This window comes from Shewanella acanthi (genome assembly GCF_019457475.1).
GTDB lineage: Bacteria > Pseudomonadota > Gammaproteobacteria > Enterobacterales > Shewanellaceae > Shewanella > Shewanella acanthi.
Genome location: NZ_CP080413.1, coordinates 4,074,986 through 4,090,114, shown reverse-complemented (window position 1 = coordinate 4,090,114; position 15,129 = coordinate 4,074,986). Strand labels below are relative to the sequence as shown.

At 47.6% G+C, this 15,129-nt stretch carries 12 protein-coding genes; 2 read left to right on the top strand and 10 right to left on the bottom strand.

Annotated features, from left to right (window positions below; genetic code table 11):
• Positions 1 to 225: 225 nt before the first annotated feature.
• Complete coding sequence (locus K0H61_RS17545; RefSeq protein WP_220050734.1) at positions 226 to 1,515, bottom strand: LlaJI family restriction endonuclease; 1,290 nt, start codon at positions 1,513 to 1,515, stop codon at positions 226 to 228.
• Positions 1,508 to 3,208: an McrB family protein gene (locus tag K0H61_RS17540; RefSeq protein ID WP_220050733.1), complete on the bottom strand. Its 1,701-nt coding sequence runs from the start codon at positions 3,206 to 3,208 to the stop codon at positions 1,508 to 1,510. Before K0H61_RS17540 ends, K0H61_RS17545 begins: the two co-directional genes overlap by 8 nt.
• 81 nt (positions 3,209 to 3,289) lie before the next feature.
• Here K0H61_RS17540 and K0H61_RS17535 point away from each other — a divergent pair, with 81 nt between their 5' ends.
• Positions 3,290 to 4,615, top strand: coding sequence for a DNA cytosine methyltransferase (locus K0H61_RS17535; RefSeq protein WP_220050732.1), 1,326 nt, complete (start codon positions 3,290 to 3,292; stop codon positions 4,613 to 4,615).
• 91 nt (positions 4,616 to 4,706) lie between these two features.
• Here the strand turns inward: K0H61_RS17535 and K0H61_RS17530 are convergent, their stop codons facing one another.
• From K0H61_RS17530 to K0H61_RS17495, 8 genes are all read right to left on the bottom strand, one after another.
• On the bottom strand, positions 4,707 to 5,930 hold the full coding sequence (locus K0H61_RS17530; RefSeq protein WP_220050731.1) for an FAD-dependent oxidoreductase: 1,224 nt from the start codon (positions 5,928 to 5,930) through the stop codon (positions 4,707 to 4,709).
• A gap of 19 nt (positions 5,931 to 5,949) precedes the next feature.
• A complete protein-coding gene (locus tag K0H61_RS17525; RefSeq protein WP_220050730.1) occupies positions 5,950 to 6,549 on the bottom strand; it encodes an isochorismatase family protein in 600 nt (199 codons plus the stop codon).
• 47 nt (positions 6,550 to 6,596) lie between these two features.
• A complete protein-coding gene (locus tag K0H61_RS17520) occupies positions 6,597 to 7,433 on the bottom strand; it encodes an alpha/beta fold hydrolase (protein ID WP_220050729.1) in 837 nt (278 codons plus the stop codon).
• 15 nt (positions 7,434 to 7,448) lie between these two features.
• Entirely contained in the window at positions 7,449 to 8,906 is a 1,458-nt protein-coding gene (locus K0H61_RS17515; RefSeq protein ID WP_220050728.1) for an aldehyde dehydrogenase family protein, read from the bottom strand.
• A 42-nt stretch (positions 8,907 to 8,948) separates the two neighbouring features.
• A complete protein-coding gene (locus tag K0H61_RS17510) occupies positions 8,949 to 10,385 on the bottom strand; it encodes an aldehyde dehydrogenase family protein (protein WP_220050727.1) in 1,437 nt (478 codons plus the stop codon).
• Between the two features lie 34 nt (positions 10,386 to 10,419).
• Complete coding sequence (locus tag K0H61_RS17505) at positions 10,420 to 11,688, bottom strand: acyl-CoA dehydrogenase family protein (protein ID WP_220050726.1); 1,269 nt, start codon at positions 11,686 to 11,688, stop codon at positions 10,420 to 10,422.
• Positions 11,689 to 11,756: 68 nt separating this feature from the next.
• Complete coding sequence (locus K0H61_RS17500; protein ID WP_220050725.1) at positions 11,757 to 12,506, bottom strand: hypothetical protein; 750 nt, start codon at positions 12,504 to 12,506, stop codon at positions 11,757 to 11,759.
• 53 nt (positions 12,507 to 12,559) lie between these two features.
• The gene (locus tag K0H61_RS17495; protein ID WP_220050724.1) at positions 12,560 to 14,257 is read right to left on the bottom strand and encodes a nitrilase-related carbon-nitrogen hydrolase; all 1,698 of its coding nucleotides are present in this window, start codon (positions 14,255 to 14,257) and stop codon (positions 12,560 to 12,562) included.
• Between the two features lie 160 nt (positions 14,258 to 14,417).
• Here K0H61_RS17495 and K0H61_RS17490 point away from each other — a divergent pair, with 160 nt between their 5' ends.
• The gene (locus tag K0H61_RS17490; protein WP_220050723.1) at positions 14,418 to 15,116 is read left to right on the top strand and encodes a hypothetical protein; all 699 of its coding nucleotides are present in this window, start codon (positions 14,418 to 14,420) and stop codon (positions 15,114 to 15,116) included.
• Positions 15,117 to 15,129 lie beyond the last annotated feature (13 nt).

The window sequence follows — 15,129 nt, the reverse complement described above, 5'->3', positions numbered from 1 at the left end:
CGACATCCATGTCGCCAACGGTCACAGCCATAACAATGCCAATCTTGGTAGGCATTATCTACGTTCAAGTGTGGTAATTTGAGTTGCCAAAGCCATTTAGAGCGAAATGATTATGATGCTGGTTGGTAATAAGTAAAGTTGTATTATTTCAATATGATAGGTTGTTTTTAGAGTCACTGATTTATGGGTTAGAACAAAATTCAGATTAATCTAAATTGATATGGCTTAAGACGCTAAATCCAACAGCCTTTGCGTTAATTCTTTCAGATATCTCCCTTTAGAGTATTGCTCAATAAGCTCAATCGGATCTTGGTAAATACAGTTGATGGGAGGGTAGTTTTTGTCTAGGCAATCGCTCGCATTAAACTGTTTTTTAGAGTCTTTTTTCGCCATATGTATCGATTCAATATTCCCTGACTTTCCTGGGAAAATGAAAACGTTTGCTATTTTATCTACATTTTCCTCGATAATTTTCATAGCTTTAGCGTAATAGAACTGCTTAACAATATCCGATAGCTTAGGAGAGGTTTGAATATTATGTGCTCCGTAATATTTGGCATCAGCAATGACAAATTTATTAGCAGTAGGGTGCTTGAGCACGGTATCAGTTCGATGCCCTTTAGATAGTGCGAGAACAAAATCACCAGAAATTTTATACAGTGGAGCAAGCATACGGTGGTTCACGTTTTCTTTATGCAAAAGACAGCTATCTAGCATTTTTTCCCAAAAACCATGACATTCCCGAATTCCAATGACTAAGTCGTTATTATCATCGCCACTTACCTTCTCTAGATACCGAATTAAACCTTTGAGGAGAAAAATGTCTCTGTCTGAATAAGAGCTATGAAGCTCCTTATTTAGCATCTGAATTTGAGTCTCTATATTTTCCGATACACATTGAATAGCTGATAATTCAACTAATGGGATATCAGGATCTGGAAAAGTAATCCAACCCGCCTTATTGCAAATCTCTCTTAAAATTTGTGCATGAATTCTGGTTATTGCACTACTTTGATCAACCAACTTTCTTGAACCAATGACATCAGGATAGAAGGCATTACCTCCATTAATAAATGCTGTCCTTTGATTTATAGTTCTTTTCCAGTCAGTCTTTCCTTGATTCAGTCTGTACTCTTCAGTTCTTGTTGTGTAAAGACCATTTAGAACGAAGTCTTCCAGTAGTTCAACAAGCAGGGTAATACTATCACTACCTATGATTTCATCGCCGAAATCAGCGGTTTCTGTGGATGTATCTGCTGATAACTTATAGCGTTGAATAGCCTTCAACAGGTTACGGGCTAAATCAGAAAGTTTTAAATTACTTTCTATTTTGCTGTTACGGGGCAAAAAAACAGCAGTTATATTTTCATAGGTGAGCAACCCGCAGAAATGCACATATGTACTGCCATGAGGTATCAGCCCTTTTTCTTTCATGGACTGATAAAGTTCCTTAGGTAAGCTGCTAAGAAGTGACCTGTCGTTGTAAAATTCAAGCTTGAATTCAGAATTACTCATATTTTTCAGTTGCTTCCGGCTCTGAATTTGCATTGCTGGTGTCAACTGCTGAACTTAAATCTTCCTCAAGTTCTTCACAGAACACTGAGCGGCCATTTTTAAAGCCATTAACCAGAGCGCCAAAAGTACCAAAGTCAGCAGTATTGAAGATAACGTCTCTACGCCCGTGACGAAGAACATCATCCCATAAATAAACAAACAACTTACCACATAGCGAATTTGCTGCAGTTTCAGGTGTCGACAATTCTTGGTCAGACAGAAATCGATGACCAAGTAAGCGATCTTCTGGCACACCAAGATTTTGAAGTCGTTGGTTTATAATTTCTGCAAATTTTGCCCATTCAATGGTTGCTATACCGGAAGCAAATGGTACTGATAGCTGGCCTGGCGTTGCCTTTGAATAGTCAATCTGGATGTATTCAAAGCTCCAGCGGCGTTTAAAAGCCGTATCCAACGGCTTTACCGCTTGGTCACTGCTATTCATTGTTGCAAGTAGTGACAGGTTAGATGGTATAAATAATTTTTGCCCGTGAGAGAAAAACTGGTTTGTTTTTAAGTTCAGATAGTCTCGAAAATCTGGATCGGAAATATCTATCATATACTCACTGTGACCGCTTTTATTACGATCGAGTAACTGGAATATTTCCCCAAAAACTGCGGCTGCAGAGGCTCGGTTTAACTCTTCAATGACCAGAGAAAAAGATTCTGTCGGTTCGTTTACGGCCCTGATAATGGCTTCCGTAAATGGTCCTGGACGAAACTCATAACCTACAGTACTGCCGTGCATCATCGGTTTTAAAGAGCCGACAAAATCACTATATAGAGTGTCAGGATGAAAAACTGTACGAATAAGCTTCTCTTCACTAATCGCATTTTTTAATGAGTAACTTTTTCCCGTACCTGGCGCACCGTATATAATTTTATTAACAGCAGTATTTTTAAATACAGTTTTAAGTGTTGCAGAAATGGGCTTAGTAAGGGTGGGAGCTATATATGGTGTTATCGTAGGTTCACAAACTGATAAATCATCGGTATTACTCGCTTCTGAAACAGGTAATCCTTCGATAATATCTCTGATATCTGAGTTTGTTATGTAAAGCCTAATGAAATGCTCTAATTTTCCTGCAGTATCATTAATAAGTTTACAGTGTGTGGTAATACATGACGCTATATAGTCATGGTTTTGGCGATTAAACTTCTTTCCTGTTAGAGTAGTCGATGTATCACTTTTAAGGTCAAGCCAACTTCTTCCATCTACGAAATCTCTGAAAAGTTTATTTTGTTCTTCTTCAGGAAATTTTTCATTTATGAAATTATTCAGAATAAATTTCTGATCATCAGGGATTTCTGTAGAGCTCTCCCAATCAACTTTTGGTAATGCTCTCAACGTATCGTCATTAAGCACTGATTTCAGCATATCCACATATTCGCTGTATTCAACAAGGGCTTCGATTAGATGTTTACATTGTTTAATTCTTACAAACCAGTTGAAAGGTAGATAAGCTGTTTGCTTTTTATCATTAGTAATTTTTAGCAAGCCATCCTGAAGGGTTGCAGGATAATTAGGAAATTCTTTATTGTAGAGCTCAAGAATTTTATATTTGGATCTGTCATCAAAAAAAAGTTCAAGAGAGAAGTTATCTTCGATAAGTCTCTGAGAATTGAGTTTAAGTGCTAGAAGATCCTGAAGCATTGGAATTCCCTATTTGACTGTGTATATGTACAGTGTTAATATCCCGGATTAAAACCGGATAAGTGCGCAGAAATTACAAAAATGACTACAACAATTGAATCAAAATCTGAATATATCAGAAACTTAAGGGAAAGCCTCGGGATCGGTCGCACAGAATTTGCAAATTTGTTAGGTATGTCATCTGCAGGTGAGCGAACGGTCAGAGGGTGGGAAGATGGAGAGCATTCCCCAACGGCAGTTAAGTGGAATGCTATTCTGGAGCTTGAAAGTGTTATGAACACGCACCTAGAAAAGGCTCCATTTAGACACAACCCATCTACTCAGAACCGATTTAAGTTCATCGATTTATTCGCGGGAATTGGCGGAATTCGTCTACCTTTTCAGAAACTAGGAGGTAAATGTGTGTTTACCTCCGAGTGGGATAAATTCGCTCAAAAAACTTATCTAGCTAATTACGGTGAAATGCCTAACGGAGATATCACCTTAATTAAAGCTGCAGACATTAAAGACCACGATATTTTACTTGGCGGTTTCCCTTGCCAATCCTTCTCACAAGCTGGTCTAAAGCAAGGATTTAGTGACACTCGCGGTACGATGTTCTTCGAAATTCAACGAATATTGGTAGAGAAAAGGCCAAAAGCTTTTTTACTCGAAAATGTTAAGCAGCTTAAAGGCCACGATAAAGGCCGAACGCTGGCAACAATCGTAGATATTCTGAAGGGCAACCATAAGCAAGAAATTCCCACAGATATTCCAATGAGTGAAGAAGCTCGTCATGCTTTAACTGAAAAACTCAATTACTGGGTTGATTTCAAAGTACTGCGCGCCGCTGATTTTGGAGTACCACAAAACCGTGAGCGCATTTTTATCGTTGGGTTTGATAAAGACTATTTTGGTGATGTGGATTTCAATGAGATCTTTAGTTGGCCAACTCCGTCATACGCACCAACAAGAGTGGGGGACATTCTGCAGACAAATTCTGAGTTGGTTGCCGATAAAGCAAAGCATAATAAAGATGTTTACACCATTTCAGACAAATTGTGGGAAGGACATCAGAAGCGTAAAGAAGGACACAAAACGAAAGGGAATGGATTTGGTTACACGCTTTACAATTCTGAGAGCGAATACACTAATACAATTAGTGCCCGTTATTATAAAGACGGCTCTGAAATCCTGATAGACCAAAGCGATATAGGCAAGAACCCTAGAAAGCTAACACCTAGAGAATGCGCAAGATTACAAGGCTTCCCTGAAAACTTTATCGTAGATGCTGTTTCACAAGGCCAGATCTATAAGCAGTTTGGGAACTCTGTGTGTATGAAAGTTATCGATGCAGTAGCAGAGCAGATGATTGATGCCTTGGACACTGCGGAATCCTTAATTGATGGACAAAGATTGGCTGGCTAACACCTTCCAAGCTGTAAGACGGATTTTCAGATAAAAAATAAAAGGGGCTTTTAGCCCCTTTCGTTTATTTCACAATCACTCCACACTGCCTCTATTCCACTAGCAAAGATTCTCGAACGCAGTTCAGCATGCCGCGCTCCATAATAAAGGCCTTGGCCTTTACTGGGTCGGCGGCGGTTTGCATAAAGTTTTGCTGACGTTGGCGCTGAATGTCTGGGTCGGTGGACTCCATCATCTTCTTATTCGCAATCGTGTGCTCTTGCACAAAACGCACAGCTAAGTCCTTGCGTTGGCGGTTATATTGCTCAAACAGCGGCAGATAGTCGGCACCGTTGAGCATAATTTCGGTGAGCTTTTGTGCTAGGTTAAAGGCATCGTGTAGACCACCGTTCATGCCCATGCCGCCTAGCGGGTTGTTCAGGTGGCAGGCATCGCCCGCTAAAATGGCGCGGCCATTGAAATAGGTTTCCGCAACCCTTTGGTGCACGTTATACAGAGTACGGTGACCAATGTGGTAGTCGCCTTCTTTGGCGTATAAGTGCTGCAAACGCTGCTGGATATACTCATCGGTTAAGTATTTGTCTAAATTGGTTTCTTTAGGGTCTGTCGGCCAGAGTACGCGCCAGAGTTTGTCGGTACGCAGGATAACGCACCACTCGTCTGGGTCGGACACGTAATTCACATAGGACAGGTTGTCGAACACTGTCTCGAAGGGGAAGGAGGTGCTAGCAACGAGGAACTTTTCATCGTAGGTGAAGCCACCAAAACCAATTCCCGCTGATTTACGCACATTGCTCGACGCACCTTCGCAGCCGACCACAAAACTGCCTTCGATGCGACGCTCTCCTTCTGGGCTGTTCACTATGGCGGTTACGCCATTGGCGTCCTGCTCGAAGGTGATTAGCTGGTGGGAAAACAGTGTGGTTACACTTGGACATTCTTTGAGCTTCTCCTGCGCCAGCAGGGTCATCTCGTATTGCTCTAACTGCAAACGAAACGGAAAACGGGTCTCGTCGGCAATCAGCTGCATATTAAATTCGGCCACTTCGTTGGTCTTGCGGTCGCGGTACTGATAGCGGTCAACCACTAACCCCTTAGCGATCATGGCCTCAGCGATGCCGACCTCATCGAGCATCTCGAGCGATGGCGGATGAAAGGTCGATGCCCGTAAGTCTATGGGTAAGCTAGCTTCTTTCTCCAGCAGCACCACGGGAATATTGCGTTGACCGAGGTACAGGGCGAGCAGCGAACCGGCTGGGCCCGCTCCGGCGATGATAATGGGCGCTTGGTAACTATTTGCAGATGAAATTGCCATAAACTGCTGTCCTATCTAGTTATATTAATAATTGTTTCAAGGAATTAAGTATCTGACTGCACGACTGAACATCGGCATACTTAGCATGCATATCGTGTAAGTTAGCTTTGTGGGCGTTTTGATTGCGATCGCCTACGGCCTCTTCGGCAACCACCACGGGATAGTTATGTTGCAGGCCATCGACCACAGTCGCACGCACACAGCCGCTGGTGGTGAGCCCTGTTACCACTAAGGAATCGACCTTTAAGGCCACTAACTGCTGCGCTAAATCGGTGGCGAAAAAGGCGCTCGCCCAGCGTTTTTCTAGCACGATTTCATTGGCTTTAGGCTCTAAACGCGAATCGACCTTTACCCAATGGGAATCGGGGGTGAGTAGATTAAGCGCATCGATACGGGCGCGAAACACATTGGCCTGCGCCGCGTTGTGGTAAACCACTGTGGTGAAAATGACCGGTAAATTTGCCGCCCTAAAGGCATCGAGTAGCAGTTTGTTATGCTCAACAACCGACTCGCACTCGGCGCCGAGTGGACAGCTAGGGTCGGTAAAGCCGTTGACCATATCCACCAATATTAAGGCGGGTCGCTGACCTAAATCTATCGCGTTTCTTTGTAAATCCATTTAGTTAGCCTTACTGAATTTGAATACATCAACTGGTCTTGGGCCAATCAAATACAAAACTGTTTTATCAATTGTGCAAGCTGCTCGCTGTGGGTCTCGCACACATAGGTCGAGGCATCGCCAATTTCAGCCGCTTGACCCTTGGGCAGTAACTCGACCGTGGGCGCAACCATAGGGCGTAGTACATCACGCTCACCGGCAAAGACCAAGGTTGGGCATTGAATACCTTGAATTTGCTTTGCAAAATCCTGCTCCGCCACCGCCTGATAGGCCTTTTTGTAGTTCGCGCCTAAACCGAGGGCGAGCAGGCATTCACGTAGGCTAAGGGCGAGTGGCACTTGGGTATCCTTGCCACGAATTTTCTGCCAGTAACGCAGCATAAATTCGCCCGCCTCATCCACGCTCGAATCCACAACCGAGCTTGGCAGACTGACTTTTTGTGCATCTGTTAGCAGGGTTGGACCCGAGAAAATCAGCTTGCTGCAAAAGCCGGGGTAGTCGTGCTCCAACTGAGCCGCAACTGCTACCCCAGTATGGTGACCAAAGATAATAGGCTTAGATACTGACAAATACTGCAGGCATTGAAACACGCTGCTGGCATAGAGCGTCACGCTATGTTCGCCGCAGATGGCGTCGCTATTACCAAAGCCGATAAAGTCCGGTGCTATGCAGTGAAAATCGTTACCCAAAAGCTGCATCAGCGGGCGGAACATTTCCCCACTGCTGGGGGTTTGGTGCAGCAGCACTAATGTCGGTAACGCTAAGTTCGGCAATTCTTGCTGACCCAGTTCTTGTCCCTGTTTAAGAGCTGGAACCGTCTCTAGATAATGAATTTGCCCTAGTTCGGTTTGGGCGTAGCCTTTGATGATCTTAATGTTACTCATCTTTACGTTCCCATCTTATAGATCGGCATTGATTTCGATGCTGACCCATTTCACCTCGGTAAATTCCTCGGTGGAATAGGCGCCACCACTGCGACCTAAGCCAGATAACTTGCTGCCACCAATCGGGGCCAGCGCATTGCTCTGGAAGGAATGCATGCCGATATGCACTGAGCCTGCATCGATTTCCTTCGCGGCGCGCATCGCGGCATAGATATTCTTGGTCAACACACTGGCCGAGAGGCCAAACTGGGAGTCGTTGGCAAGCTTAATGGCATGATCTAAGTCATCGGCGACCACCACATTGGTGAGTGGGCCAAATGACTCATCACGCCAGGCGCTACAGCTCGTGGGGGAGTTCAATAATACGGTCGGTTGAAACACTAAACTCGGTTCACCATTGGGGTAGTTGAGCGGCTTACCACCTGTAAGGATTTCGGCGCCGCTTGCGACCGCATCGCGAATATGCTGACTGATTTTGTCTACCGCGGCGCGGTTAATCAGCGGGCCATAAACCGTTTTAGGATTACGTAAATCGCCAATGGGCAAGCTCTCGGCAGCCGCTTTAAGGGCATTAATAAACTCGGCATAAATGCTTTTTGCGACAATCACTCGGCTGTTTGCCATGCAAATTTGTCCGCCGTGGGTGAAGATACCCTGCGCTACAATCGCAGCGGCCTTGACTGGGTCGACGTCGTCTAACACCAGCGCAGCGCTTTTGCCGCCGAGTTCCAACTGGGCGCGTACCATGCGCTTCATTGCCGTAGCGCCGATATGGATGCCGGTTTGGGTCGAACCAGTGAGCGCGATGCAGTTTACTTCAGGGTGTTCAACGAGTGGCGCGCCGCACTCAGCGCCAAAGCCTGTGACTACGTTGATGGCATCTGCAGGGATGCCCGCTTCGAGCAGAATTTTGGCAAATTCGATAGCGATGGTCGGGGTTTGTTCTGAAGGCTTAATCACCACACTGTTGCCCGCCGCCAGCGGAAAGGCCGCCATCTTGGTCAGTAGCGATAACGGTGCATTGTAAGGCGAGACGACGGCAACCACGCCGACGGGATGACGAAACACCATGGACATGCGCTGCGGATTGTCGTTAGGAAAGGTTTCGCCATATAAGCGACGTGCTTCACCGGCTGCAGTGCGCAGCAGATCCACTGTGTAGTTAATCTCGAAGGTCGCTTTAGTGATGGCCGAGCCACTTTCATCGATTAAGGTATCGAGCAGTCGGCTCATGCCTTCGGCGGCAACGATATCGGCGGCTCTAAGCAGTGCAGCTTCACGCTGTTTTGGCGCCAATGACGACCAGGTATTAAACCCCTGACGCGCAGTGCGGACAGCAAGCTCCACATCATCTTTATTCGCCTGCGCCGCACGGGCAAAAAGTTGCTCGGTTTCGGGTGCAAGTACATCGAAATATTGGCCGCTACTCGGGGCTATATCGCGTCCGCCAATTAAAAGCTCAGTCTGTTTCATCTTATTTTAATCTCTTTGCTTACATGGCCTTAGAAAATGCTATTAGGCGATGCCGATAACGCGGGTGCCTCGGAAAAACTCGAAGGTTTCCCGTGTTCCTTCATCGCCTAGACCACTCTTGCCCCAGGCGGCGCGGGGTAAATCGCCGCGAAGGGCAAATAGCGATACGCCATTAATCTTGATAACACCTGCCCGCAGTTTACGAGCCACTGGCCAAGCATCCGCTTCGGCGCCAAACACATAGGCCGCTAAGCCATAGTCGGTTTGGTTGGCAAGTTGTGTTGCTTGTTCTGCCGTCTCGAAGGTGTGTACTGTGGCGACGGGGCCAAAGATCTCTTCGCGACAGGCTTCGCCACTGAGGCCTGTGATCAGTGTCGGTGCCATAAACCAACCCGTTAAATGGGCTGGCACAGTCGATGGGCGGATAAGTTCAGCGCCAAGCTCAACGTATTCTGCAATGCGCTGCTGCACATGTTGCCAATGACCTTGATGCACCAGCGGCCCCATTTGGCTGCTCGCGGAGGTTGATTCACCGATGACTAAGGTTTCGAGGCGCGAGGCGACTTTAGCAAGTAACCCATCGGCTACAGAGCTGTGCACTATTAAGCGACCTAGAGCACGGCACCATTGGCCGTTAAGGGTTGTCATGCCGGTAATAATGCCATCGGCGGCGGCATCTAAATCGGCGCTTGCAAGCACAACAAGGGCATTGTTACCACCGAGTTCTAACTGCGCGGGTTTGATATTGGCACCGCAAACGCCACCAACCGCTTCACCACCGAGGGCGCCGCCAGTAAATGACACCGCGGCGACGCGATCGTCACTACAAAGCGCTGCGCCAACCTTGCCGTCGCCATGGAGTAGTTGAAAGGTGCCATGGGGTAAGTCGGCATCAACAATCGCTTGGGCTATGGCCTGCGCAGAACCTGCCGCCCATTCGGAGGGTTTAAAGAGTACGGGGCAACCCGCTGCGAGTGCACTGGCAATCTTATGGCAGGCAATACCCGATGGCGCATTCCAAGGGGCGATAATGGCGGCGACGCCTAAAGGTAAACGCTCTAGAACAATCGCATTTTGCTTGGCGCCTTCATATTCGGTTTCGGCGGGAAGTGCCCTTAATAGGTTCGCCGCATTGGTAAAGGCCATGGCGCAGACACTGGCAAATTGCTTAGTGAGCGATTGCAGTACGCCAGTTTGCAGGGCGTCACACATCTCAATACTTTGACCGTGCTGACCAAGGTTGCTGGCGATTTTCTCAAGATACGCAGCGCGTTCATCGTAGCTTAGCTGCGACCAGCGGCCACTCTCGAAGGCGTTATAGGCGCTTTGAATTGCAGCGTCGATTTGTGCGGCCGAACTGCTAAATTGAGCGCCGATTTGCTCACCGGTATTGGCGTTATGTAGCGCGCGCTGAAGATCCAGCTGCGGTGCTTGCCACTGTCCGTCGATATAGTTTTGTTGCTTAGGTAGCTGGTTCATTGAGCTGATTCCTTTTAGGCACGAGGCACTTGGCTTATTTTTTTACGCCAAATTGGCTCTGCTCTGCACCCTCAACTTCCATTTGTGCTGCCATCAGGCGGCCACGTTCAGCGGGGAAGGCTTGCACCAATGCCATGGCCATTTCCCGTAAACCGTGGGCGCTAGGGTTAGAGAATCCGGTGCCTGTGGTGCCAGTACATTTGAGTGCGTTGACCGCCACACTAAAGCCTGCTTCGGCTACCACACCCTTACACAGGCGCCAGCGTTTTACGACGTCTTGTTTTGGAAGGATTTCTGGCTCTGCTGTTTCTAAATCCAACTGGCGGCGAAGCCAAAGGGTTGCGGTTTCGAGGTCACACATCATTTCACCAATTAACTGTTGGTGCATTGGTGAGCTGGCAATGGATTTGTCTGAATCACCAAATTTGCTACTGGTGAGAGTGGTGAGGGTTTGTTGGTAGATAGACCAAGCCTGACCTAAGTACACGGCAATACTGGCTAATTGATTACCGACAAAGCTGCCACGACTCATCTGCATACAGCGCACAAAAGCACCGGGAACGGTAAGAGCGTCGTTATCGGCAACAAATACATCTTTGAGGATCAGACCGTGAGTGGCCGAGCCGCGCATACCTATGGCATCCCATTTTTGGCGCTCACTCACACCCTCGGCATCCTTAGCAACGAAAAAAGTCGCAAGGCCGCTGGCATCTTCATACCCCTCTAAACTGGCGGTAACCAGATACTGATCAGCAATACCCGTTGCGCAACCAAAGGCCTTAATACCATTAAGCAAATAACCGCCTTCAACCTTCTGAGCCTTTGTGGAGATAGTGATAGCAGCTTTTTCCGATTTCACTGATTCGCTGGCGAAGTTGGCGAGCCAACGGCCTTCGTGCCCCATAGTGGTCAGCACTTTTTCGGCGAAGGGTTTAACCAACTTGGCTTCTTGTTCATTAAATAGACCCGCCTCTAGAGCTTCAAGGGCTAATAAGCCGCGTGAAGCGGAGGAGCAATGGAAGAAGAAACACAGTGCGGTTGATGGACAAACGGTGCCCAAGGCAAACGTTGCCGCAGCCATATCACGCAAGCCACCACCTAAGCCGCCGTATTCCTTAGGAATAATCAGCCCTAACAACCCTGCCTCGCTAAAGGTTTTAACGTGAGGCAGGTGGAACTCGCCGTCACGGTCGACCTGAGCCGCAGCCGCTTTGATGATAGGAAGAATGTTTTCGACTCGCTGCGCACGCTCTTTTTCCTCGGCGCTCATGTTTTCTACAAAATGCTCGGCGGTTAATTTCATAGTGCTTCCCTTTCTCGCTGCTTAGCTCGTTATTTTTGGTTGAGGAATTGGGTTCTGGATTTCGTTAACTATTCACCGCGAAGGATGGCGCGCAGTTGCTCGCCAGCTTGCTTGCCGATGAGGCCTTCGATGCGTCCCCATACAGGGTCGATTTCGGGGCTAAAAATGGCGGCGCGGTTAGCCTTGTCGCGGTTGACTAAGTCAGTCGCAGAAATAGGGCTATCGATACCGCGCTCTACAAGGCCGTACCAGTAATTCAGGTACCCATCGACATGGGGGAACAGGTTTTTAAAGGCGTCTTCACTCGCGCGGTGAACCAGCATCCATGGCGACATAATGGCGCGTTGGCGTGGTGAAATGTGCGCGTGCTCAATACCTTCAATCGCTTCGGCGGCGTCGAACTGTTCGGTCAGCGGCCAAAATACTTGGTTCATGTAGTTGGTATGGGCGCCTAAGTCGACTCTTGGAGTGAGATCCAAGTGGAAGGCGAACTGCTCGCCAGCCTTGACCGAATCTAAGGTGAAGTGGGGCACGGCGCTGTCCGATGGCATAAAGCCGTAGAGCATGTGCGAGTCTAAGAAAATTTGTGGCACAACGATGGAGCAGGTCACCAATTTATTCAGTGGTCCGCCTTCAAAAATGCGTACTTTACCGACAGTGCCCTGCGCCATCGGCATATGGCTAACTAAGGTCATAAAGGGACCGCCGTCGCTGCCGAGCACTTCTTTCATTGCATATTTGGCGACAATTTTATCAACCGTTGAGTCGGACAACGACTGCGCGAGGGATACGGTTTGTTCTGTAGATGCCTGTGACATAGTTATTCTCTTTATTTTGTCTAAATTCGGTTTTGTGACTGAGTTTGGGGGGCTTACAGCATTGCCTGCATCAGCTTCCATGGGCGATTCTTAATTAAATCCGTGTTTTGTGAACACACTTTGTTATGGGCTGCCCGTGGATGAATGGTGGCGCAGGTGATATTACTGTCTACCTTGCCCGATACCTGAATCCCCGCACTCAATAAGCCATCGAACTTGCGTTCTTGCCATGGGGTCATAATGGTGAATTCCTTCTGCATAATGCAGATGACGTTGTCCTGTGGCTGAGTGCTGGCCGAAACCAGATTGACACGGTTTTCAGAGGCACGCTCTAAAAGGCCCGTTTGTGACTGCCAAGCTTCCTGTTGACGCACAGGTGCGAGTACCACTTCGCAGCCCTGCATCGCAATCAGGCGGAAGCTTTCGGGGTAAATCGCATCGTCTTCTAAAATCAACGCTAACTTTCCGTGGATACTGTCATAGACACCGAAGCTGTCACAGAGGCCCGACCAAGCGAAACGTTCGCAGTGGTGTACCTGTCCCTGAATAAATTCGATGCCCCTGTGACTGATAAGTACCGCGCAGTGGGCAAGCTGGTCGCCGTGCTGGCGGATAACGCTGGTCGCCACAAATTGATCCGGCGCGCAGGCTGTTGCCAGACGGTTTACAGCCTCTTCACCTATCGCGAGTTGTGCTTCAGCGTCTTTGATTCCCAAAAGTTGGGCATCGGCGAGCCAGAACAGTTCGGGCAAACAGATTAATTTATGTTGCTGATTGGCCTGCACTGCGTTAACGGCTTCGTTAATGGCTTCAGTGCCAGTACTTGAAACGCTAATTGCGGCAACGTTTAAATCCAGTGCGCCATTAAACTGGGGCAATGGCTGAGTCGATGGATTGTCACCAAGTGTTTGATAAAGCTCGGGGCGACGTTGTTTAACTATATCTGTGCCGTCAGGGCGGGTCTTGATATCGGCAAGTTCGGGATCGATATCTGCCCAAATCACCTCTTCGGATTTACCCGCCATCGCCAGCACTGTGCCATCGGGCGCCACGATTTGGCTGTCTCCTGCGCCACTTAAGAAGTGCAGTGGAATGTTGGTCGCTTCTGACACTGGTACTAACAGTGGCTCAGGGATCAGTGGGCCCACTTTATTAGCCGCGACGATAAAGACTTTGTTTTCGGCGGCTCTCACGGGGATGTGGAGATTACCTTCGTCTAAGGCAAAGGAATTCAGACTGTTACATAGGATTTGTGCGCCGCGAAGCGCCAACCCGCGTGGGGTTTCGTTGATCACCCCATCCATACAGGAATACATGGCGAGTCTGCCGATGGGGGTGTCAATAATCGGCCCCTCGGTGTCGGCGATATCGAGAAAATCGTTTTCGTGGCCTACCAGTACCTGTTTGTTATTTTGTGCTAATAACTCGCCGCTAGGAGAGATTAGCAGACTGGTACCTGTGGTTTGACGCTCACCTTTACCCGGACGTTGAACCGTGGCGTTAAACACCACATAGGCTTTAGCCTCGATGGCAGCAGCTCTGATGCTATTTACAAAGTCACCGTCCAGCGCAATAGAAACGTCATAGCAATGGGCGTGGTTGTCATACCACGAATTGTGGTTAACAAATTCGGGTAACACAATAAGATCGGGGGCGCATTTAGCGGCCTCTTTTATCATGCGTAAACATGTTGTTAAATTGTCGTTTACATTATTGGTCACAGCGAATTGGGCGGCAGCAACACGGATCATAGTCATTCCTTTTGATAATGTATGTCGTCAGTTCGTTGGTAATTATCTTTTGAAGTTAAACGCTGATGACATAGTGCGAGATAACTGTTACTGTTAATTGATATAACAATATAACATGAGTTTGACTAAGTCAGCAAAAATGTTCGAGGCAGGAAAAAAAATGACAGACGAATTTGAATACAGCATGGGCTTGGCCCTTTTTGATTTTATCCCTGTGTTGTTATCTAGCGCTGGGTTGATTTATCTGGCTAAGGCAATTGGCTTGATCCAACCCTCGATAAGGACACTCGCCATGGGGTCGGCCATTCTGATTATCATAGGTGGCCTATGTAAGGTGTTCTGGAAATTCCTGATCGCCGCTACCGATGTGCATTATCCTCTGTTAAATAACAGCTTCTTTATATTTCTAGCACCAGGTTTTACCCTGTTGACCTTTTACCTTTGGTCAGCGCGTAAGACCTATCGCCAACATCCTATCTCCTCTTCTGCGATTGTCTGGCCGTTATTAACCATCGCCATATTTGCTGGCACTGCAGGTTATTTAGCGGTGACATTCCCTGAAAAACGCCTGTGGTTTATTGCACTTTTGGTGTTGGTAACTGTGTCGAACGTCGTGCTGATTTGGCATGCGGTGAGACATAGTTTGCAGCTAAATCTTCGCGCCAGCGCTTTGCTGTTTGTGCTGAATCTGGTGGGGGTGTTTGTCCTCGCGGGGTTAGCTCGTTTGGGACATCAGCATGAAGAAGTTCAGTGGATAGAACAAATTCTTAATGCCTTTACTCAGGGGGCATTGTTGGCCGCGGCCTGGATGCTTTACAACAAACATCGCCTAAATGTCGTTACCGAATCAACGCGATAATCAGTGGTCTTAT

What these genes read in the sequence shown, in the direction of transcription:
- K0H61_RS17545 (WP_220050734.1), bottom strand. Translation starts at nt 1,515, where the DNA reads ATGAGTAATTCTGAATTCAAGCTTGAATTTTACAACGACAGGTCACTT.
- K0H61_RS17540 (WP_220050733.1), bottom strand. Translation starts at nt 3,208, where the DNA reads ATGCTTCAGGATCTTCTAGCACTTAAACTCAATTCTCAGAGACTTATC.
- K0H61_RS17535 (WP_220050732.1), top strand. Translation starts at nt 3,290, where the DNA reads ATGACTACAACAATTGAATCAAAATCTGAATATATCAGAAACTTAAGG.
- K0H61_RS17530 (WP_220050731.1), bottom strand. Translation starts at nt 5,930, where the DNA reads ATGGCAATTTCATCTGCAAATAGTTACCAAGCGCCCATTATCATCGCC.
- K0H61_RS17525 (WP_220050730.1), bottom strand. Translation starts at nt 6,549, where the DNA reads ATGGATTTACAAAGAAACGCGATAGATTTAGGTCAGCGACCCGCCTTA.
- K0H61_RS17520 (WP_220050729.1), bottom strand. Translation starts at nt 7,433, where the DNA reads ATGAGTAACATTAAGATCATCAAAGGCTACGCCCAAACCGAACTAGGG.
- K0H61_RS17515 (WP_220050728.1), bottom strand. Translation starts at nt 8,906, where the DNA reads ATGAAACAGACTGAGCTTTTAATTGGCGGACGCGATATAGCCCCGAGT.
- K0H61_RS17510 (WP_220050727.1), bottom strand. Translation starts at nt 10,385, where the DNA reads ATGAACCAGCTACCTAAGCAACAAAACTATATCGACGGACAGTGGCAA.
- K0H61_RS17505 (WP_220050726.1), bottom strand. Translation starts at nt 11,688, where the DNA reads ATGAAATTAACCGCCGAGCATTTTGTAGAAAACATGAGCGCCGAGGAA.
- K0H61_RS17500 (WP_220050725.1), bottom strand. Translation starts at nt 12,506, where the DNA reads ATGTCACAGGCATCTACAGAACAAACCGTATCCCTCGCGCAGTCGTTG.
- K0H61_RS17495 (WP_220050724.1), bottom strand. Translation starts at nt 14,257, where the DNA reads ATGATCCGTGTTGCTGCCGCCCAATTCGCTGTGACCAATAATGTAAAC.
- K0H61_RS17490 (WP_220050723.1), top strand. Translation starts at nt 14,418, where the DNA reads ATGACAGACGAATTTGAATACAGCATGGGCTTGGCCCTTTTTGATTTT.